The 18,284-nt window shown below is 73.1% G+C and carries 17 protein-coding genes; 11 read left to right on the top strand and 6 right to left on the bottom strand.

Annotated features, from left to right (window positions below; genetic code table 11):
• Both DMB66_RS62825 and DMB66_RS30500 read right to left on the bottom strand, forming a co-directional pair.
• A partial coding sequence (locus tag DMB66_RS62825) for a hypothetical protein (RefSeq protein WP_199752699.1) occupies positions 1-469 on the bottom strand: 469 nt, incomplete at its 3' end.
• A 313-nt stretch (positions 470-782) separates the two neighbouring features.
• Positions 783-1,862, bottom strand: a complete 1,080-nt coding sequence (locus tag DMB66_RS30500) for a glycoside hydrolase family 18 protein (protein ID WP_125807559.1) — start codon at positions 1,860-1,862, stop codon at positions 783-785.
• Positions 1,863-2,160: 298 nt separating this feature from the next.
• Between DMB66_RS30500 and DMB66_RS30495 the strand changes: the two genes are divergently transcribed.
• From DMB66_RS30495 to DMB66_RS30475, 5 genes are all read left to right on the top strand, one after another.
• Positions 2,161-2,925, top strand: coding sequence for an SDR family NAD(P)-dependent oxidoreductase (locus DMB66_RS30495; RefSeq protein ID WP_125807558.1), 765 nt, complete (start codon positions 2,161-2,163; stop codon positions 2,923-2,925).
• A 2-nt stretch (positions 2,926-2,927) separates the two neighbouring features.
• Positions 2,928-4,193 (top strand): four-carbon acid sugar kinase family protein, encoded by a 1,266-nt coding sequence (locus DMB66_RS30490; protein WP_125807557.1) that lies wholly within the window; start codon positions 2,928-2,930, stop codon positions 4,191-4,193.
• Positions 4,194-4,482: 289 nt separating this feature from the next.
• Positions 4,483-5,349 (top strand): shikimate dehydrogenase, encoded by an 867-nt coding sequence (locus DMB66_RS30485; RefSeq protein WP_125807556.1) that lies wholly within the window; start codon positions 4,483-4,485, stop codon positions 5,347-5,349.
• A gap of 33 nt (positions 5,350-5,382) precedes the next feature.
• A complete protein-coding gene (locus DMB66_RS30480; protein ID WP_125807555.1) occupies positions 5,383-6,807 on the top strand; it encodes an Nramp family divalent metal transporter in 1,425 nt (474 codons plus the stop codon).
• A 44-nt stretch (positions 6,808-6,851) separates the two neighbouring features.
• Positions 6,852-9,287 (top strand): hypothetical protein, encoded by a 2,436-nt coding sequence (locus DMB66_RS30475; protein WP_125807554.1) that lies wholly within the window; start codon positions 6,852-6,854, stop codon positions 9,285-9,287.
• Between the two features lie 81 nt (positions 9,288-9,368).
• Here the strand turns inward: DMB66_RS30475 and DMB66_RS30470 are convergent, their stop codons facing one another.
• Entirely contained in the window at positions 9,369-10,568 is a 1,200-nt protein-coding gene (locus tag DMB66_RS30470) for a dienelactone hydrolase family protein (RefSeq protein WP_125807553.1), read from the bottom strand.
• A 68-nt stretch (positions 10,569-10,636) separates the two neighbouring features.
• A complete protein-coding gene (locus DMB66_RS30465; protein WP_199752698.1) occupies positions 10,637-11,650 on the bottom strand; it encodes a LacI family DNA-binding transcriptional regulator in 1,014 nt (337 codons plus the stop codon).
• Positions 11,651-11,755: 105 nt separating this feature from the next.
• On the opposite strand from DMB66_RS30465, the gene DMB66_RS61495 reads away from it, so the two are divergent.
• Entirely contained in the window at positions 11,756-11,905 is a 150-nt protein-coding gene (locus DMB66_RS61495; RefSeq protein ID WP_158647415.1) for a hypothetical protein, read from the top strand.
• The gene (locus tag DMB66_RS30460; RefSeq protein WP_199752697.1) at positions 11,902-12,285 is read left to right on the top strand and encodes an STAS domain-containing protein; all 384 of its coding nucleotides are present in this window, start codon (positions 11,902-11,904) and stop codon (positions 12,283-12,285) included. The genes DMB66_RS61495 and DMB66_RS30460 overlap by 4 nt, the downstream gene beginning before the upstream one ends.
• Here the strand turns inward: DMB66_RS30460 and DMB66_RS30455 are convergent.
• Positions 12,199-13,164 (bottom strand): sigma-70 family RNA polymerase sigma factor, encoded by a 966-nt coding sequence (locus DMB66_RS30455; protein ID WP_199752696.1) that lies wholly within the window; start codon positions 13,162-13,164, stop codon positions 12,199-12,201. The two genes, DMB66_RS30460 and DMB66_RS30455, sit on opposite strands and share 87 nt — an antisense overlap.
• Positions 13,165-13,261: 97 nt before the next feature.
• Between DMB66_RS30455 and DMB66_RS30450 the strand changes: the two genes are divergently transcribed.
• From DMB66_RS30450 to DMB66_RS30440, 3 genes are read left to right on the top strand one after another with little or no spacing between them, the layout of a single operon-like run.
• The gene (locus DMB66_RS30450) at positions 13,262-14,092 is read left to right on the top strand and encodes an alpha/beta fold hydrolase (protein WP_125807552.1); all 831 of its coding nucleotides are present in this window, start codon (positions 13,262-13,264) and stop codon (positions 14,090-14,092) included.
• A gap of 48 nt (positions 14,093-14,140) precedes the next feature.
• Positions 14,141-15,568, top strand: a complete 1,428-nt coding sequence (locus DMB66_RS30445) for a hypothetical protein (protein ID WP_125807551.1) — start codon at positions 14,141-14,143, stop codon at positions 15,566-15,568.
• Between the two features lie 4 nt (positions 15,569-15,572).
• A complete protein-coding gene (locus tag DMB66_RS30440) occupies positions 15,573-16,121 on the top strand; it encodes an AAA family ATPase (RefSeq protein ID WP_125807550.1) in 549 nt (182 codons plus the stop codon).
• A 6-nt stretch (positions 16,122-16,127) separates the two neighbouring features.
• Here DMB66_RS30440 and DMB66_RS30435 read toward each other — a convergent pair whose 3' ends face one another.
• Entirely contained in the window at positions 16,128-17,051 is a 924-nt protein-coding gene (locus DMB66_RS30435) for an AEC family transporter (protein ID WP_125807549.1), read from the bottom strand.
• A 142-nt stretch (positions 17,052-17,193) separates the two neighbouring features.
• On the opposite strand from DMB66_RS30435, the gene DMB66_RS30430 reads away from it, so the two are divergent.
• A complete protein-coding gene (locus DMB66_RS30430) occupies positions 17,194-17,823 on the top strand; it encodes a hypothetical protein (protein ID WP_125807548.1) in 630 nt (209 codons plus the stop codon).
• Positions 17,824-18,284: the final 461 nt, after the last annotated feature.

Genomic DNA, 18,284 nt, shown 5'->3' with positions numbered 1-18,284 from the left:
GGCCCAGCCCGAGCAGGTCGACGCCCAGCCCGAGCAGGTCGACGCCCAGCCCGAGCAGGTCGACGCCCAGCCCGAGCAGGTCGACGCCCAGCCCGAGCAGGTCGACGCCCAGCCCGAGCAGGTCGACGCCCAGCCCGAGCAGGTCGACGCCCAGCCCGAGCAGGTCGACGCCCAGCCCGAGCAGGTCGACGCCCAGCCCGAGCAGGTCGACGCCCAGCCCGAGCAGGTCGACGCCCAGCCCGAGCAGGTCGACGCCCAGCCCGAGCAGGTCGACGCCGAGTGTGTGGAGCCCGAGGGCGTGGCGGACGCGGCGAGTGTGCGCGGCCTGAGCGGGGCAGGAAACGCCGGCCGACGCCCGGATCCCCGTTTCCGATCGAGCCGCCCGGGAAGGCGCCGATCCGGGCGCCCGGGAAGGTGCCGATCGAGCCGCCCGGGAAGACCTCGCGGGCCGGCGAGGAAAGGACCACACCGGCCGCACCGGCCGGAATCAACTCCCCACATCCACCCAGGAACAGACCCGAAATCTCCGAAGAACCAGGCACGAAGACATGCGGGCACGGCGGGCGTAAAGAATGCACACCAGCGGCGAAGGAACACCACTTTCACCACGCCCGGGCCGAACACCGATACCGATGCCGATACCGAGAAACTGCCGCGAACATATCCCACCGTGATATCCGCCGCGGCATACCGAATACCCCCATCCTGCCCAACAGGCCGCGCTCACGTCGGCAAAGGTGAGCGTTACGGCGATAACCGCGTGTAGCGGCCGGCGCGTGGGCCTAGGCTTCGGGCTGGAACGGTCGGGTCATTGCGGTGAGTAGTGTGTGCTCGTCGTCGTCTGCGGCCAACTGCCAGGTGAACGCGCCGCGTAGCCCGTGACGTGCCGCGAACGCGGACCGCTCCTCGATGGACTGGGCGTCCTCGTAGCTCACGAACGTTTGGGTGCCGGGGTGGTAGAGCCATGGCGAGCGGGCCACCGGATGGCGGTGGCGGTGCCAGGCTGAGTCGGGGAGCAGGTCGCGCTTGATGTCGCGCCAGTCGCCGACCTCGACCGTGCCGACCTGGGGCTGGTAGAGCCCGGCCTGCTCGCCGGCCGAGGCGACGCGGAAGCCCTGGCCGTAGAAGGGCACGCCGAGTACGAGCTTGTCCCGCGGTACGCCGTGATGCTCGTAGTAGTCGACGGCGCCGGTGACGTTGTTCCACCGCCGCAGCCCGGCTTCGAGCGGGTCCTGCGCCACCTCGGCCAGCGGCGCGTTGAACGTTGCGATCGGTGCGAAGCCGGTGCCGAAGTCGTAGGTCATGAGGTTGACCCAGTCGAGCAGGCCGGCGAGCGCCGCGAGCTCGTAGCTCTCGGCCGGGTCGTACGTGCCTCCTGCCTGCAGGCGACCGGCGGGCAGCGCCGCGGTCAGCAGCCTGGCCGGCCCGAGCTGGTGGCGCAGCTCCCGGGCCAGCTGCGTGAGATTGCGCCGGTCCTGGGGACGGTGGGTCAGCTCGGCCGGGCCACCCGAGACGGGGAACTCCCAGTCCAGGTCGAGGCCGTCGAAGCCGGCGGCCAGTGCCAGGCTCTCGTCGACGAAGCCGGTCCGGGACCGCGGCGTGAGCGCCGCGTCGGAGAATCCGCCGGCGCCCCAGCCCCCGATCGAGAGCACAGTCCGCAGGCCGGGGTCGGCCTGTTTGAGCGCGGCGAGGGCCGCGAGGTGCGCGGGCGCGTGCGGTGGCAGCCGAAGATGCCCGTTCTCGATCGTGGCGAACGCGTAGAAGACATGCGTCAGCAGGCCGATGGGCAGCGCGTCGATCGGGTGCGTGTTCTCGTCCGTACCGGCGAAATAGGCGCCCAGGACCGGCTGCCCCGTCATCATTTACGCACGGTAACAGCCAGGGCCGTGACACCCGGGCGGTGGCATAGTCGACCACGTAGCCGAAGTCGCGTTTCGGCGCGGCGAGCTGCTCCAGAGCTGTGCGAACCTCGAAGATGTCCCGCACTTCCTGCGGGGTCGCCTCGCGCGGAGTCGCCCACCTGACGCCGAGCGAATCGCGGAGTCGCCCGCCCGACGCCGAGCGAATCGCGGAACCGCCCGGCTGACGCCGGGCGAATCGCTGAGCTGGGCCTCGGCGAGATGGATGACTCTCACCAGGCTGTTCGATCGGAGGAACACGATGAGCTCAGCGGATCCCGGCGCCATCCTGATCACCGGCGGCGGTTCCCGGCGCGGTATCGGGCGGGCCACCGCCCTGCGGTTCGCGGCCCTGGGCTATGCGGTCGCCGTGCTCGACATCGATGCCGACGCGGCGGGCGACACCGCCCGCGAGGCGAAGAAGGCCGGCAGCCCGGAGGTCTTCTCCGCCTACGCCGACGTGACCGACCAGGCCTCGGTCAACGAGGCGGTGCGGGCCGCCGAGGCCGCTCTGCCGCCGGTCACCGTGCTGGCGAACATCGCCGGGATCTCCGCGCCGACCCGGTTCGAGGACATCACCCTCGACGAGTGGGAGCGGGTCTTCGCGGTCAACGTGCGCGGCACGTTCCTGGTCACCCAGGCGGTCCTGCCCGGCATGCGAGCGCGTGGTCACGGCCGGATCGTCACCATGGCGTCGGTCTCCGGTCAGCGCGGCGGTGGCGTCTTCGGTGCCTCGCACTACTCGGCCAGCAAGGCCGCGATCCTGGGGCTGACCAAGTCGCTGGCCCGCGAGCTCGAGGGCCAGGGCATCACGATCAACGCGGTGGCGCCCAGCATGGTCGACACGGACATCACCGGCGGTGCGATGACCGAGGAACGCAAGACCGAGCTCGCCGCGACCACGCTGCTCCACCGGTTGGCAACTCCGGCCGACGTGGCCGGCGTGATCGTGTTCCTCGCCTCTGCCGACTCCTCCTACCTCACCGGGGCGACGATCGACGTCAACGGTGGATCCCACCTCCACTGAGCATGCTGACCGCAGTCATCGACGACGATCCGACCGGCACCCAGTCAGCGACCGGGGTGACCGTCCTGCTCCACTGGGACACCGCCGCGATCGTGACCGCCCTACGCACCCGGCCTGGCGTCTACCTGCAGACCAACTCGCGGGCGATCGCCCCGGTCGACGCTGTCGCGCTCGCCGGGCGCACCCGGGAGCAGCTGCGTGCCGCGTCCCGGGAGCTGGGCCAACCGATCCTGCCCGTGCTGCGCGGCGACTCCACCCTGCGGGGTCACGTGTTCGCCGAGTCCGACGTGTTCACCGGCGAAACCGGCTGTGTGCTGTTCGTGCCGGCCTTCCCGCAGGGCGGGCGGACCACCGTCGGCTCGGTGCACCGGGTGGTCATCGACGGGATCGACACCCCGGTCGGGCAGACCGAGTTCGCCCGCGACCCGGTCTTCGGCTACCGAAGCTCGAACCTCGTCGACTACGTCCGCGAGAAGGGCGGGCGGCACGGGAGCCCCGTACCGCTGAAGGCCTTGCGCGAAAGCGCCGGCCGGGCCGTCGCGGTCGCGCTCCTCGCGGCGGGCCCGGGCGAGTTCGTCGTGCCCGACGCCGTCACCGACCATGACATCGACCTCATCCACGCCGGGCTGCGCGAGGCCCTCGCCACCCGCGACGACATCGTGGTGCGCTGCGCCGCGACCCTGGCGGCGAGCTGCGCCGGCTGCCTCAGCACCGGCTACCTCCACCGCCCACTGGTCGCTCAGCGCCCAGGCCTGCTGGTCGTCTGCGGCTCGCACACCTCGGCCGCCACCGCCCAGCTGGCGGCCCTCACCGATCGGCTGGGCCGGCAACCGGTGCAGATACCGACCGACGACGCCCTGGCCGATCCGGTGACGGCCGGGCTGCTCGCCGCCGAACGCCTCCGGGGCGACCTACGCGACCACGGCTTCGCGGTGGTCAGCACCGAACGGGTCCGGCGCCCCGACCACGACTCGCTCCGGCACGGCGAGCTGGTGAACCAGGCCCTGATGAAGGCGACCGCCGAGGTCGTCGAACTGGTGGGCACAGTGGTCTGCAAGGGCGGCACAACCTCCGCCGAGGTCGCCCGCACGGCACTCAGGGCGACTCGGGCACGGGTGCGCGGCCAGCTGGCCGCGGGCATCTCGGTGTGGGACCACGACGACGCGACCGTCCAGGTCGTGGTTCCCGGCAACGTCGGCGGCCAGGACACCCTCGTGGACGTCATCTCAGCGATACGGGACGGTGCCCCGGTCCGGCGCGACGGATGACCGCGGCACCGTCCCTTCGCGGGCGCCCGCAGACAATCAGCGCGACGGTGTTCAGCGGCCGGCGCACCGCACGTGAGGTGATCCAGGGTTCCCGCAAGCTGCTCCAGCTTGCGGGAACCCTGCCCTCGTCCCCGCCAATCCGGCAGGGTCGCGCGCCGCCGAGCAGCGACGGCATCGACCATGGTCACATTGTGCCGGGACCAACCGCGACTACTTGACACGGTCGAGACCCCTGGCGCTTACTAACGTACTAGTTCGTACATCATGCGGAGACGGGAGCTTCACGCCCATGAAACCTTGCCGGTACGGCCTGATCGGTTCGGGGATCGGGGCCTCGCTGTCGCCGTCGCTGCACGAGACCGAGGGTCGCCGGCACGGCCTGGACCTGTCGTACCGGCTGATCGACGTCGCCGGGGCCACGGCCGACCTGGATCGCCTGCTCGCCGAGGCGGAGGCCGGCGGCCTGGTCGGCGTCAACGTCACCCATCCGTTCAAGCAGCGCGTGGTCGGGCTGCTCGACGAGCTCTCCCCGCAGGCGCGCGACATCGGCGCGGTCAACACCGTCGTCTTCCGCGGCGGGCGACGGTTGGGCTTCAACACCGACGCGTACGGGTTCACCGAGTCGTTCCGGCTCGGCCTGCCCGGCGCCGCGGTCGGCCGGGTGGTGCAGCTCGGCGCCGGCGGCGCGGGGGCGGCCTGCGCGTTCGCGCAGCTCAGCGCAGGCGTCGGGCACCTCACCGTGGTCGATCCCGACGCCGGCCGGCGTGGCCTGCTGGCGGAGACGCTGAGCATGCGGTTCGAGGTCGAGCGCATCGCGGTCGCGCCGCCCGACGGGCTGCCCGCGGCGCTCGAGGCCGCCGACGGTCTCGTCAACGCCAGCCCGGTCGGCATGCTGGCCACCCCCGGGCTGCCGCTGCCGAGCGCCTTGCTGCGCCCCGGCATGTGGGTCGTGGACATCGTCTACATGCCGGTCGAGACCCGGCTGCTGCGCGTCGCGCGGGCGAGCGGCCTGCGTGCCATCGGGGGCGCGGCCATGTGCGTGTTCCAGGCCGCGGCCGCGTTCGAGCTCTTCACCGGCCGTACCCCCGACACCGGGCGGATGCTCGCCCACCTGAACCGGCTGTTGCGTGGCAGCGAGCGCCACGTCCACGCCTGAGCTCACCCCCCGGCGAAGCCAAAGGAGTATCCGATGAGCCAACCGACGAAGCGATCAGATCAGGCCGTGCCGGCCGACGGCCCCGCCGCCATCCGAGACCTTCCGGAACCGATGTCGTTGCGCCGCATGGTGGGCCCCGGCGTCGTCGCGGTCGGCATCGGCATGGCGGCCGGGGAGATCATCCTGTGGCCGTACCTCACCGCGATCGGCGGCCTGGGCCTGCTCTGGCTGGCCTTCGCCACCCTCGCCGTCCAGTTCGTCATCAACATGGAGATCGAGCGCTACACCCTGGCCACCGGCCAGACCGCCGTCGCCGGCTTCTCCCGCTGGTGGAAGGGCTGGGGCGTGGTCATCTGCCTGGCCGGCGCCTTCCAGTACGTCTGGCCGGGCTGGGCCACCAGCGGCTCCACGGTGTTCACCTATCTCGTCGGCGGCGGCGATCCGGTCTGGATCACGGTGGCCGTGCTCGTCGCCATCGGCGTGCTGCTGTCCCTGTCGAAGATCATCTACCGGACGGTCGAGCGGGTCGAGATTGTCAAGGTGGCCCTGACGCTGTTCTTCCTCGCCGTCGTCGTGGTCTTCGTCATCTCGGCGGCGACCTGGGGCGAGGGCGCCGAGCAGACGGTCACCGGGTTCGGCCAGATCCCCGAGGGCGTCACCTTCACCCTGCTGCTCAGCGCGATCGGCGCCGCCGGGGCCGGCGGGGTGCACAACCTGGTGCTCAGCAACTGGATCCGCGACAAGCGGTACGGCATGGGCGCGCACGTCCCGCGGCTGATCTCCCCGATCACCGGGCAGGAGGAGGCCACCGGCGGCGACCGGTACACCTTCCCCCAGGACGAGGCGAACCTCATGCGCTGGCGGCTCTGGTGGAAGCGCGCCAACATCGAGCACTTCTTCGCGTTCCTGCTGGTCTGCTTCCTGACCATCACGATCATGAGCCTGCTCGCGTACGAGACGCTCTTCGGCCGCGACGACCTCAAGTCCGATCCGTCCTTCCTCTCCATCGAGGGCGGCGTGCTCGCCGACCAGGTCGGCGGCTGGCTCAAGCTGCTGTTCTTCGCGATCGCCGCGGTCTCGCTGTGGGCCGCCGCGATGGGTCTGCTCGACGTCATCGGCCGGGTCGCGAGCGACTTCGTCCGCCGCAACTACCTGGCCGGGTCGGCGCGCTGGACCGAATCCCGGCTCTACCTGGCGATCGTCTGGGCCGAGATCGTGCTCGGCTCGCTCATCCTGCTCGCCGGGTTCACCCAGCCCCTCGGCCTGCTGATCGTCTCGACCTGCGCCGCCTCGGTGGTCACCCTGCTCTACTCCGTCCTGCTGGTCCGGCTCAACCTGCGGGACCTGCCCGCGGCCGTCCGCATCCGGGGCTGGCGGCTGGGCGGCCTGCTCGTCGCCATCGGCTTCTACGGGTTCTTCGCCGTCGCCATGGTGATCACCCAGCTCCAGAAGCTCTGAGGGGAGGACCATTCGGGTTGATCTCTGCCGGTAGTTTGGCGCGCATGTCGGAGCAGACCGGTTGGGCCGAAGATCCCACGCAGCCACCGCACCTCCTGCTGAGCACCCCGCTGGGCACCCTGCGGCCGGAGTCGATCACGTCGGCCACGGCCAACGGCCGGGAGGTGGTGGTCTTCGCCGGCACCGACGAGGAGTCCCTGCCGGCGCGATTCGTCGACCTGGACAGCGGGGCGCTGCTGCCGGACCGGTCCCTCCTGCACAGCCCGCACCTCGTCGGGCTGGGCCGGGGTGCGGACCGCACGCTGCTGACCACGGTGACGCTCCGGGGCACGGTGGCGGTGCGCGAGGCCGAGACCGGCGAGCCGATCGGTCCCGCGATCCACGGGCCGGGATCACCCCTGGCGGTCGTGACCGGCGTGGCCGGCGGCCGGGAGCTGGTCGCGGTGTCCGGTCGGGACGAGACCCGGGTCTGGGACCCGGCCGACGGCGCGGAGGTCGCCGCGCCGGGATTCGGCGGGCACGCGCTGGTCGCGTACGAGGGGCGCCTGCTGGCGGTGTCCGGCGGCGAGGACACGTGGCGGCTGCGCGACGTGCTGACCGGCGAGGCGTACGGTGCGCCGTTCCCCGCCCACGGCGCGATCGTGGCGGCCGTCGTGCACCTCGGACGGGTGCTGGTCGTCTCCCCCGGCGAACCCGTGCGGGCCTGGGACGTGGCGGCCGGCGCCGAGACGGCGCTCGTTCCCCTGTGGCCCACCGGCGAGATCGGGGCGGCCACGCTCCGCCGGCTCGCGCTCACCGAGGCGGACCACGGCCTGGCGGCGACCGTGACGTGGCAGCTCCCGTCGGGCGGCGACCGGACCGAGCTGTGGCTGCCGGGCCCCGACGGGCCCCGCCGGAGCGCGCTCCCCGACGCCGATGCCGCCGCCGTCCTGTCGCACGGCGGGCGGCTGCTGACCGCCGTCGCCGGCCGGTCCGGCGCGCTGTCGGTGACCGGCGCCCGGTCGCCGTACTACGGCGGGCCGGTCCGGTCGTTCGGCGGGTGGGCCAAGCGGTCCGGCCGCATGCTCGCCGTGCTCTCCGGCGACCCGGCCATGCTCTACGACATCGAGGCCGGGCGGCCCTTCGCCCGGGTCGCGTTGCCGGACTACGCGCCGGACAGCCCGGTCGAGGTCGTGGTCGACGGCGGCGGCTTCCGGCTGTGGGACACCGTCAGGGAAAGAGAGCTGCTGCGGCGCGACGGGCAGCACGGCGACGACACCGTCGCCGTCACCGCGGCCGGATACCGCGAAACCGACGACAAGGCGCTGCTGGCCACCGGCGGCGCCGACGGCTCCGTACGCGTATGGGACGTCTCCGCCCGCCAGCCGATCGGCGGCCCGTGGCACGGCCACCCCGGCGCGGTCACCGCCGTGACCCTCACCCGGTGGCGCGGCCGGGCCGTAGTGCTGTCCACCGACGCGTCGGGCACGGCACGGATGTGGGTGATCGGCGGCTCGGTGCGCCACGCCGGCCACACCGACCGGGTCAGCGCGGTCGCGGCCGGCGTACGCGCCGGCCGTCCGGTCTTCGCGTCCGGCGGCGACGACGGCACGATCTGCTTCTGGGACCCGGTCACCGGCACCGGCGTCGGGAAGCCGATCCGGTCCGGCCCGGTCGCCGGGCTGGCGTTCGCCGGGGACATCCTGGTCTCCAGCGTCGACGGCGTCGTGCGGCGCTGGGACCCCGCGACCGGCGAGCCGGTCGGCGGGCCGCTGTCCGGGTCCGGGCGCCTGGCGACGGCCGAACTGGACGGCCGCGCGCTGGTCGCCGCGATCGCCGGCGAGCGGCTGCGGGTGTGGGACGCCGCGACCGGCGAGCCGCACACCACCATGCCCCTGCCGGGACCGGCCGTCCTGCAGGACCTGGCGGTCCACGACGGGCGGCTGCTGGCGCTGACGGTGAGCGACCCGGACGCGGACCTGTTCCCGGAAGCCGCCCGGGTGGACGGCGAGCAGATCACCATCTGGGACGTGCCCGCCGCCGAGCCGCTCTTCCCGCCGATGCTGACCAGCGACGACGGCGGCCACGGCGCGTTCGGCCGGGTCGGCGGCCGGTTGGTGGCCGCACACGGCGTCGACGCGCGCAAGAACGACGAGCAGGACGGTCCGGGCCTCTGGCCGGAGGAGACCGGCGACATCTACCTGCGCGACCTGACCACCGGAGAGCTGGGCACCGACTTCCGGCCCGAGGCCGGCTTCAACCAGCAACTGTTCATCACCCGCGTACGCGACCACGACCTGGTCCTGGTGGCGGCGGAGAGCGCCGTGGTGACCTGGGACGCGGCCACCGGCCACCGGGCGGCGCCCCCCGTGGAGAGCCTGACCGGCTCGATCACCTGCGTCGCCGCGGTCGAGGCGGACGGCCGCACGTACGGCGCGGCCGGCGACTGGGCCGGCACCGTCCGGACCTGGGAGATCATGCCGCGGTCCGAAGCCCGCTGAGCACCGTTCGGCCCGGCTGCTGGGGCCTGCCGCCTGGATCCGTGCCCGCGGATCCGCAGGTGCCGCCCGCGGCCGGCGGGATCAGCGGCGGTGGAGCCTGCGGTCCAGCCAGGTGAAGGCCTCATCCTGCATCTCACCGGCGAAGACGTGGCCCAGGCCCGGCCAGATCCTGGTGCTGAGCCGGTCCCCCGCCCGCTGGGCGGCCCAGACCGCCCGCATCTTGGCGTACGCGGCCTCGACCCCGGCGACGGTGAACAGCGGGTCGGTCTCGCCGTTGAGCAGCATCATCGGCCTGGGAGCCGCGATGCTGGCCACGTCCGGGATGTCGAGGTACCGGTACAGCCCGGGGTGCAGCATGTAGTACGCCGACTGGCCGCGCAGCGTGTTGTTGCCGGGGACCATCATCTCCCTCAGCCCGGTCATCCAGCAGACCGACACCGTCGCCGCGATGGTGTTCGACAGCGCCGCCACCTGCCACGCCCGGAACCCGCCCAGGGAGAAGCCGACCGCGGCGATCCGCCGTTCGTCGACCTCCGGCAGGGTGGCGAGCATGGCCGCCGCGCGGACGTCCTCGCGGGCCATCAGTCCGGACAGCGACGACCCGAGGTTGAAGAAGTTGCCGGCCAGGGCCTGCTGACCCTCGTACGTCAGGCCGCCCCGGTCACCCCAGCCGAGGGCGTCCACGGCGAGGACCGCGTATCCCCGGGCGGCCAGCCGGTTGCCGATGAAGCGGCCGGCGAAGTACCGCTCCGACCAGGCCCGCGCCGACGCCCGGCGGGTCTCGTCGTACCACGGTTCGATCAGTTTCTCCTTGCCGATGTCGAACTTGGCGCCGTGGTCGTGCAGCAGCAGCGCCGCCGGGAACGGGCCGGGCCCGTCCGGGACGAGCATCGTGGCCCGGACCCGGCTGTGTCCGGTGACGTTGAACAGCACCTGGCGCTGCCGGTAGCCGTCCCGCGGCTGCTCGTCGACGATCTCGACGTCGAACGCGGAGCGGTCCTCGGGCTGCCACAGCAGCTCCTCGACCTTGGCGCGGGCCCGCCGCTTCCAGGCCCGGAAGCCGCCGTCGCGGTTGCCGGACCAGGCCAGCGGGAAGTCCAGCTCCGCCTTGAGCCGGTCGGCGAAGACCGGCATCATGCCGTCGACGACCGACGGTCCCTCGAACCCGGGCGCCACGCCCGGCACGCCGGGACCGGTGGGCGGTGCCGCCTCGGCCGCGGCCGGCACCGCGCCGGAGGCCAGGGCCAGGGTGGGCAACGTGACAAACGCGCGCCGCTTCATACATTCCCCTCTATCGATGCCTTCGCACCGTAGAGAGCGCCGTCCGCCACTGTCAACGCGGCGGCGGATCAGGCCGAGCCGCGAACCAGCAGCTCCGTCTCCAACATGGTCAGGCCCGGCTGCTCGCCGGCCAGCATCCGCTGCACCTGGGCCACCGCCAGCTCACCCATCCGCCGCTTGTCGAGATAGATGGTGGTCAGCGGCGGGTCGAGCAGCTCGCCGAGGCTGAGCCCGTCGAAGCCGAGCAGGGCGACGTCGCCGGGAATGGCCAGGCCGAGCCGGCGGACGGCACGGTAGGCGCCCAGCGCCACCAGGTCGTTGAAGGCGAAGACGGCGGTCAGGTCCGGGCGCGCGGCGTGCAGCTCGGCGAAGCCGGCCTCGCCGCCCGCCATGGACTGCTCGACGCCGATGATCGCGTCCGCCGCCACCGTCAGACCCTGCGCGGCGGCCTCGGACAGGAAGGCGTCCCGGCGGGCGGAGTCGCAGGCGTCCGGGCAGTCGATCATCCCGATCAACCGGTGACCCCGGGAGACCAGGTGCCGCACGCCGGCCCGGACACCCCGGTCCACGTCGATGTCGACGGCGCCGAAGGCCGGGTCCTGGGCCCGCCGGTTCATGACGACCAGCGGCACGCCCTCGACCGCGGCGGCGAGCACGTCGTCCGGCTGGAAGAGGTACGCGATCAGCGCGTCCACCTGCCCGCCGAGCGAGCGCAGCAGCGCCGGCTCCCGCTCGAGGTCGTCCTGGGTGCTGCCGACGACGACCTGCCAGCCCCGCTGCTCGGCCGCCTCGATCACGCCGGCGATCAGCTCGGGGAAGAACGGGTTCACGACGTCCGACACGATCAGGCCGATCGTGGTGGCGCCGGGCCGGACCAGGCCGCGGGCGAACCGGGACGGGCGGTAGCGCAGCTGCCGGGCCGCGTCCAGCACGCGGCGGCGGGTCGCCGGGTCGATCTCGCCCTTGTCGTTGATGGCGCGCGACACGGTCTGGTGCGAGACGCCCGCCAGTTGCGCCACGTCCCGGAGGGTGACCCGTCTGGCGGCACCCGGCCCGGCGTTGTCCTGCTGTTTGTCTCCCACGATCCCCGCATCGTAATCGGAATCGGGTTGACGGCACGGCGGCACCGGGTGCAGGCTTCCGTTAACGGTCACGTGACCGTTAACGGAGGCGAGAGAGAGCGACTCATGGAACCTGTGGCATTGATCCTGAGCATCGAGATGACCCGGCGCGAGGCCCGCTCGGCGCTGCCCCACGCCCGGGTCAGGCCGCCCAGCGCCCGGTGGCGGCGGGTCCGGGCGACCGTACGCGGAGTCATCGGCCCCGCCGAACGATGAGTTCGCGGGCCGGCGGCGGTCCTACCGCCATGGCGGCCACCTTCGCCGTCGGCCCGACGGTCACCCGCGCGGACATCCCCGCCCTGTGCGCCGGCCTCGCCGAGCTGCTGCGCGGACGCGCCGGCGGCGTCGTGGTCTGCGAGGTGGCCGGCGTGACCCGGCCCGACGTGGCGACGGTCGAGGCGCTGGCCCGGCTGCGCCTGACGGCGCGGCGGCACGGCTGGCGGCTGGCCGTCGGCGGCGCCGGCCCGGATCTGGTCCGGCTGATCCGGCTGCTCGGCCTGACCGACCTGCTACCCGAGGCGGGCGGGCAGGCCGAACAGCGGGAACAGGCGATCGGTGTCGAGGAAGTTGTTGACGGCCGTGATGCGCCCCGCTGAGGTCTCCAGCACGATCAATGCCCACGGATCGTGCCCCCGGCCGTCGGAGGCGGCCCGGTACTGCCCGAACGCCGGCATGCCGTTGGCCGCCACCGGCACCAGGCGCGACCCGCGGCAGCCGCTGCCCGTGCCGGCCATCCAGGTGTGGATGTCGGCGGGGCCGCGCAGCCACAGCGGCAACGGCGGCATCGACAGCGTCGCGTCGTCCCGCAGCAGGGCGGTCAGCGCCTCGAGGTCGTACGCCTCGAACGCCTCCACATACCGCGCGAGCAGCGACTGCTGGTCGTCGTCCAGCGGCGCTTCGGCGCCGGCCGTGATGTCCGCGGCGGCGATCGCGGCCCGGGCCCGCTGAAGGGCGCTGTTGACGCCGGCGACCGAGGTGTCGAGCAGCTCGGCCACCTCCTGGGCCGACCAGGCGAGCACTTCGCGCAGGATCAGCACGGCCCGCTGCTGCGGCGGCAGGTGCTGCAGCGCGGCGATGAACGCCAGCCGCACCGACTCGCGCTGGGCGATCAGATCGGCCGGGTCGGCACCCTCGGGCCGCAGCCGGGTGTTGGGCACCGGGCCCACCCAGATCTCGTCGGGGCGCGGCTCGCCCGGGTGGGTGGCCCGGCCGGACCCGGGCGGGCCGAGGTCCATCGGGCGCACCCGGCGCTGGGCGCTGTCCAGCATGGTCAGGCAGACGTTCGTGGCGATCCGGTACAGCCACGAGCGCAGCGCCGAGCGCCCCTCGAAGCTGTCGAAGCCACGCCAGGCGCGGACCATGGTGTCCTGGACGGCGTCCTCGGCCTCGAAGGCGGACCCCAGCATCCGGTAGCAGTATCCGGTCAGCTCGGGCCGGTAGACCTCCAGCCGCGACTCGATCGCCGTGTCATCCACCCGCCCAACCTAACCGAGTCACCGGCGGCGATGAGTTTCCGGTGCCCGGCCGGTCTACACCGGCGTCACCTCGATCACACGCACCCAGGGAGTCACCATGACCGCCACGGAATGGACCGCCGAGAACGCCGGCTCGGGCCGGTACGCCGACGTCAACGGGATCAACCTGTACTACGAGACGTCCGGGACCGGGAGCCCGCTGATCCTCCTGCACGGCGGCCTCGGCTCGGGCGAGATGTTCGGGCCGATCCTGCCCGCGCTGACCGCCCGCCACCAGGTCATCGCCGTCGACCTGCAGGGGCACGGCCGCACCGCCGACATCGACCGGCCGCTGGACGTACGCCTGATGGCCGACGACGTCGCCGCGCTCATCGACCACCTCGGCCTGCGGCAGCCGGACGTGGTGGGCTACTCGCTCGGCGGCGCGGTGGCGTTCCAGGTCGGATTCCGGCACCCGGAGAAGGTGGGCCGCCTGGTCGCCGCGTCGGCGGGCATCCGCCGCGAGGCGACCTACCCGGACATCCTGCGCCAGCAGGGCCAGGTGGGCGCGGCGGCCGCGGAGTTCATGAAGGAGACCCCGATGTACGAGCTCTACCAGCGGGTCGCGCCCCGGCCGGAGGACTTCCCCCGGCTCCTCGACAAGATCGGCGTGGCGATGGCGCAGGACTTCGACTTCACCGAGGAGGTCCGCGGCCTGCGGATGCCGACGCTGGTGATCGCCGCCGACGCCGACATGGCGCCGCCGAGCCACTACGTCGAGATCTTCAACCTGCTCGACGGCGGCCTGCGGGACGGCGGCTGGACGGGCGAGGGACGGCCCAAGGGCGGTCACGCCCTGGCGATCCTGCCCGGCCTCACCCACTACGACCTCTTCCTGTCCCCGCTGTTCGCCGCGGTCACCCTGTCCTTCCTGGACCAGGGGCACTGAGCGCACCCGCGGCGGCCCGGCCGCCGCCGGCAAGGTTAGAGTGCCGTGGTGACGACGGCGGAGCGGCAGCTGCGCCGCGCGTTCCGGACAGGAACGGTGCTGGACCTGACCGGCGCCGCCCACACCGTCGTGCGCGCCGAGTTCCTGGCCGGGTTGCTCCTGGACGGCCCGGGCGCCGCGGGCGGCCGGATCGCCCGGGTCGACCTCGCGGGTGCGCGCATCACCGGCCGGCTGGACCTGACCGGCGCCCGGATCGACACCCCGCTGCGGTTGCGCCGGTGCGTCTTCGACGAGAAGGTGCAGCTCGATCACGCCGACCTGGTGTCGCTCAATCTCGACGGGAGCGTCCTGCCCGCCATCGAGGCGGAAGCGGTACGGGTGGCGACCGGGTTCGGCCTGCGCGACGCCCGGATAGCGGGCGACGTGTGGCTGACCCAGGCCCGGGTGGACGGGACCGTCGAGTTCGATCGCAGCACCGTCGGCGGCACGGTGCACCTGCAACGGGCGGTCATCGGCGGCGGTCTGCACCTGCGCGAGGGCGTACGGATCGACGGCGGGATCACCCTAGGCGGCTCCCGGGTCGGCGCCGACCTGTCGCTGACCCACGCGCGGATCGGCTCGACCGGCGACGCCTGGGCCGTGGCCGCCGCCGGCCTGCACGTCGGCGGCGCCCTGCTCGCGCACCGGATGCACGCCGACGGCGGGGTCAACCTCATCGGCGCCCAGCTCGGCGGGGGCGTCGCGTTCCACGACTGCGTCCTGCTCCGCCCGGACGGCTACGCCCTGTTGCTGATCGAGGCGCAGGCCCGGCTGCTGACGCTGCGTCCGGCGGCGGAGTCGGCGGGCACGATCAGCCTCCGGGACGCGCATTTCGGCCGGGTGGTCGACGACCCGGTCACCTGGCCGGCCGGCTGCCGCATCGAGCTCGACGGTCTCACGTACGACCGCCTGACCCGCCGCTCGGAGGACGTCGCCGAGTGGACCGCGAGCCAGCGGCTGGCCTGGATGGCACGCTACTCGACCGGCTTCTCGCCCGGGCCGTACGAGCAGCTCGCCGCGGCCCTGCGCCGCGACGGCCGGGAGCAGGAGGCCCGTCAGGTGATGCTGGTCCGGGAACGCCTGCGCCACCAGGCGATGGGACGGCTCGGCGCGGCGTGGGGCGCGGTCCAGAACGCCGGCATCGGCTTCGGCTACCACCCGGTCCGGGCGCTGCTCTGGCTGGTGGCGGTCATCGCCGCCGGTACGGGATGGTTCGCGGTCGCCGGCCCGCTGCGGGCCGTCAAGCCCGGCGAGGCGCCCACCTGGGATCCGTTCCTCTACACCCTCGACGTCCTGGTGCCGCTGGTCGACCTCGGCCACGACAAGGCCTGGGACCCGGTCGGCGCGGACAAGGCCGTTACCCTCACGGTCATGGCGATCGGCTGGATCCTCGCGACCACGGTGGTCGCCGGCGCCGGCCGGGCCCTACGGCGCTGACGTCATGCGGCGGTATGTCATCACCGGTGCGCCGGGCGCCGGCAAGACGACCATCCTGGCGGCGTTGCGGCAGCGCGGATATGCCGTGGTCGACGAGGCGGCGACCGACGTCATCGCCCGGGAACAGGCCACGGGCAGTGCCGAGCCGTGGCGCGAAGCGGACTTCCTCGACAAGATCGCGCTGCTGCAGCACGAGCGCCGGGAGCTGCCAGCACCCGCCGGGGCCACGGTCCAGGTGTTCGACCGCTCACCGATCTGCACGCTCGCGCTGGCCCACTACCTCGAACGGCCGGTGACGCCGCTGCTGGCCGAGGAGGTCGACCGGGTCCTCGCGGAGGCGATCTACCGGCCGCGCGTCTTCTTCGTGCGGCTGCTCGGCTTCATCACCCCGACGGCGGCGCGCCGGATCACCTATCCCGAGTCGGTCCGGTTCGAGCGCTGCCATGAGCAGGCCTACCGTAGCCACGGTTTCGAGCTGGTCGACGTGCCCGCGGGACCGGCGGCGGAGCGGGCGGATCTCGTGGACCGGCTCATCCGGGCCGGGGAGGCATGACGGGCCTCAGCCCAGCCAGGCGACCACCCCGACCAGCGTCACCGCCGCGACGGCCGTCGACAGCACGATGGTGTCCCGGGCGAAACCCTCGCCGCGGCCGTAGCGGCTGGCGAAGACGAAGATGTTCTGGGCGGTGGGCAGCGCCGCCGTGACCACGGCGGCCAGCAGCGCGGGCCCGGCCAGCCCGAGCGCACAGCGGCCGATCAGGTACGCCAGCAGCGGGTGCACAACGGCCTTGAGCACGACGGCCAGCATCCGGTCCGGCGCGTCGGGTCCGGGCCGCAGGGGCCGGCTGCCGCGCAGCGACATGCCGAGCGCCAGCAGGGTCATCGGCACGGCTGCACCGCCCAGCAGCACGAAGGGCTGGAGCAGTGGTGCCGGCACCTGCCACCCCGACACCGCCACGGCGATACCGGCCGCCGACGCGATCATCAGCGGGTTCCGGGCGGGCATCCCGGCCAGCACGCGCAGCGTCGGCCGCCTCTCCCCGGTCGCCACCTCCAGCACGGCGAGCGCCGCCGGGGCGGCGAGCAGCACCTGGAACATGAGCACCGGCGCGATGAACGCGACGTCCCCGAGCACGTAGGCGGCGATCGGGATCCCCAGGTTGCCGGCGTTGACATAGCCGGCGGCGAGCGCGCCGACGGTCAGCTCGGCGACATTGCGCCGCCACAGCAGCCGGGCGATCGTGACGTACAGCGCGGCGACGGCAAGCGTGCTGAGCACGAACGCGGCGAGCGCCCCGGTGAAGATCCGGCCGAGGGTGGACGTGGCGAGGGTGACGAACAGCAGAGCCGGGGCGGTCACGAAGAACGCGAGCCGGGTCAGCGTCTCCAGCCCGGCACCGCCGAGCAGCCCGAACCGACCGATCAGATACCCGCCGAGGACGAGGGTCCACACGACGGCGAAGCCGGTGATGACCTCACGCACCCGCGCCACCCCGGCCGCTGATCGAGTCACTCACAACCGGAGCAGTCTGGCACCCGGCCCCCCGGTTCGGGAATTCCGCCCCTTTCCCGCCCCGGCGTGCCCGACGATACTCGGGGAGAACGCACCGACGGAGGTGTCCGCGATGACCGGTAGACATCCGGCGACAGCCGCGCAACGCACGGACCTGCTGCACCGGATGCTGCTGCTGCGGCACAGCCCGGAGCCGGCGGCGGACCTCGGCGAGGGCGACGAGGCGGTGGCGGTGGGCCTGCGCTGCGCGCTCGGCCCGGCCGACACGCTGGTGCCGGCACACCGCCGCGACGGTCCCGCCCTGGCCGTGGAGCTGGCGCACGACGACGTCCTGCGACACAGGTCCGCGGTGGTCGTATGCTTCGTCGGCGCCCACGGCACTCCCGGGCTCGCCACCACCCTCGACCACGCGATCGAGGACCGGCTGCCGGTCCTGTTCTGCTGCGCGGACCAGCACGACGCCCACCCGGCGGGCGCCGAGGCCCTACAGACCGAGACGGTGGACGGCACGGACGTGGAAGCGGTCGCCCTGGCCGCGCTGACGGCGGTCCATCCGGTACGCGCCGGCGCGGGTCCCCGGCTGCTCCACTTCCGCACGTACGCCCAGCACACCGAACCGCTGCACGACCCGATCCGGATCCTGGCCGACCGGATGCGCACCGACCACCAACTCGACGACAACGCCCTCGCGGCAATCGAAAAGCACGTAGCGGCGGAGGTAGGCGGCCTCCGAAGCCGCTGACGATCGACCCCGCCCCGCGTTACGGCCTTACCGGGGTCGACGAATCCGCGGCGCACCAGCGCGCCGCGGCCTGGCCTGGCCTGGCCTGGCCTGGCCTGGCCTGGTCAGCGTCGCGCTCTGCGAGGCGGATGGTCCTACCCTCTCAAACCACCCATTTCGTCGCCACCCGGCGCGACCTTGATGAGCTAGGGCGCGCCGAGGGCGGGGTCAGCGTTCCAAGATCGCGAGCAGCCCCGCAGCACCGCCTCCCGACTCGACACACGGGCCGTGAACGAGCTCGAATGAGGTCAGGGGCCAGCGAGGATCTTGCAGGCATCGGGCGAGCTCTCCGCACCGCCACGCCACAACATCGGTCTGACGCCGAGCAGCCGAGAATCGGGTCAGTCGCCTCGCTCCCGCCAAACCCGGCCTCAACCACCGCTCAATCACCGGCACCGGCACCGGGCTGGTTCACAGACAGG

This window comes from Actinoplanes sp. ATCC 53533, assembly GCF_003947245.1.
This window is presented reverse-complemented; position numbering and strand designations above follow the sequence as displayed.

Bases quoted from the DNA above. Each gene is read 5' to 3' on its own strand.
- DMB66_RS30500 (WP_125807559.1), bottom strand. From the start codon at position 1,862: ATGATGACGGGGCAGCCGGTCCTGGGCGCCTATTTCGCCGGTACGGAC.
- DMB66_RS30495 (WP_125807558.1), top strand. From the start codon at position 2,161: ATGAGCTCAGCGGATCCCGGCGCCATCCTGATCACCGGCGGCGGTTCC.
- DMB66_RS30490 (WP_125807557.1), top strand. From the start codon at position 2,928: ATGCTGACCGCAGTCATCGACGACGATCCGACCGGCACCCAGTCAGCG.
- DMB66_RS30485 (WP_125807556.1), top strand. From the start codon at position 4,483: ATGAAACCTTGCCGGTACGGCCTGATCGGTTCGGGGATCGGGGCCTCG.
- DMB66_RS30480 (WP_125807555.1), top strand. From the start codon at position 5,383: ATGAGCCAACCGACGAAGCGATCAGATCAGGCCGTGCCGGCCGACGGC.
- DMB66_RS30475 (WP_125807554.1), top strand. From the start codon at position 6,852: ATGTCGGAGCAGACCGGTTGGGCCGAAGATCCCACGCAGCCACCGCAC.
- DMB66_RS30470 (WP_125807553.1), bottom strand. From the start codon at position 10,568: ATGAAGCGGCGCGCGTTTGTCACGTTGCCCACCCTGGCCCTGGCCTCC.
- DMB66_RS61495 (WP_158647415.1), top strand. From the start codon at position 11,756: ATGGAACCTGTGGCATTGATCCTGAGCATCGAGATGACCCGGCGCGAG.
- DMB66_RS30460 (WP_199752697.1), top strand. From the start codon at position 11,902: ATGAGTTCGCGGGCCGGCGGCGGTCCTACCGCCATGGCGGCCACCTTC.
- DMB66_RS30450 (WP_125807552.1), top strand. From the start codon at position 13,262: ATGACCGCCACGGAATGGACCGCCGAGAACGCCGGCTCGGGCCGGTAC.
- DMB66_RS30440 (WP_125807550.1), top strand. From the start codon at position 15,573: ATGCGGCGGTATGTCATCACCGGTGCGCCGGGCGCCGGCAAGACGACC.
- DMB66_RS30430 (WP_125807548.1), top strand. From the start codon at position 17,194: ATGACCGGTAGACATCCGGCGACAGCCGCGCAACGCACGGACCTGCTG.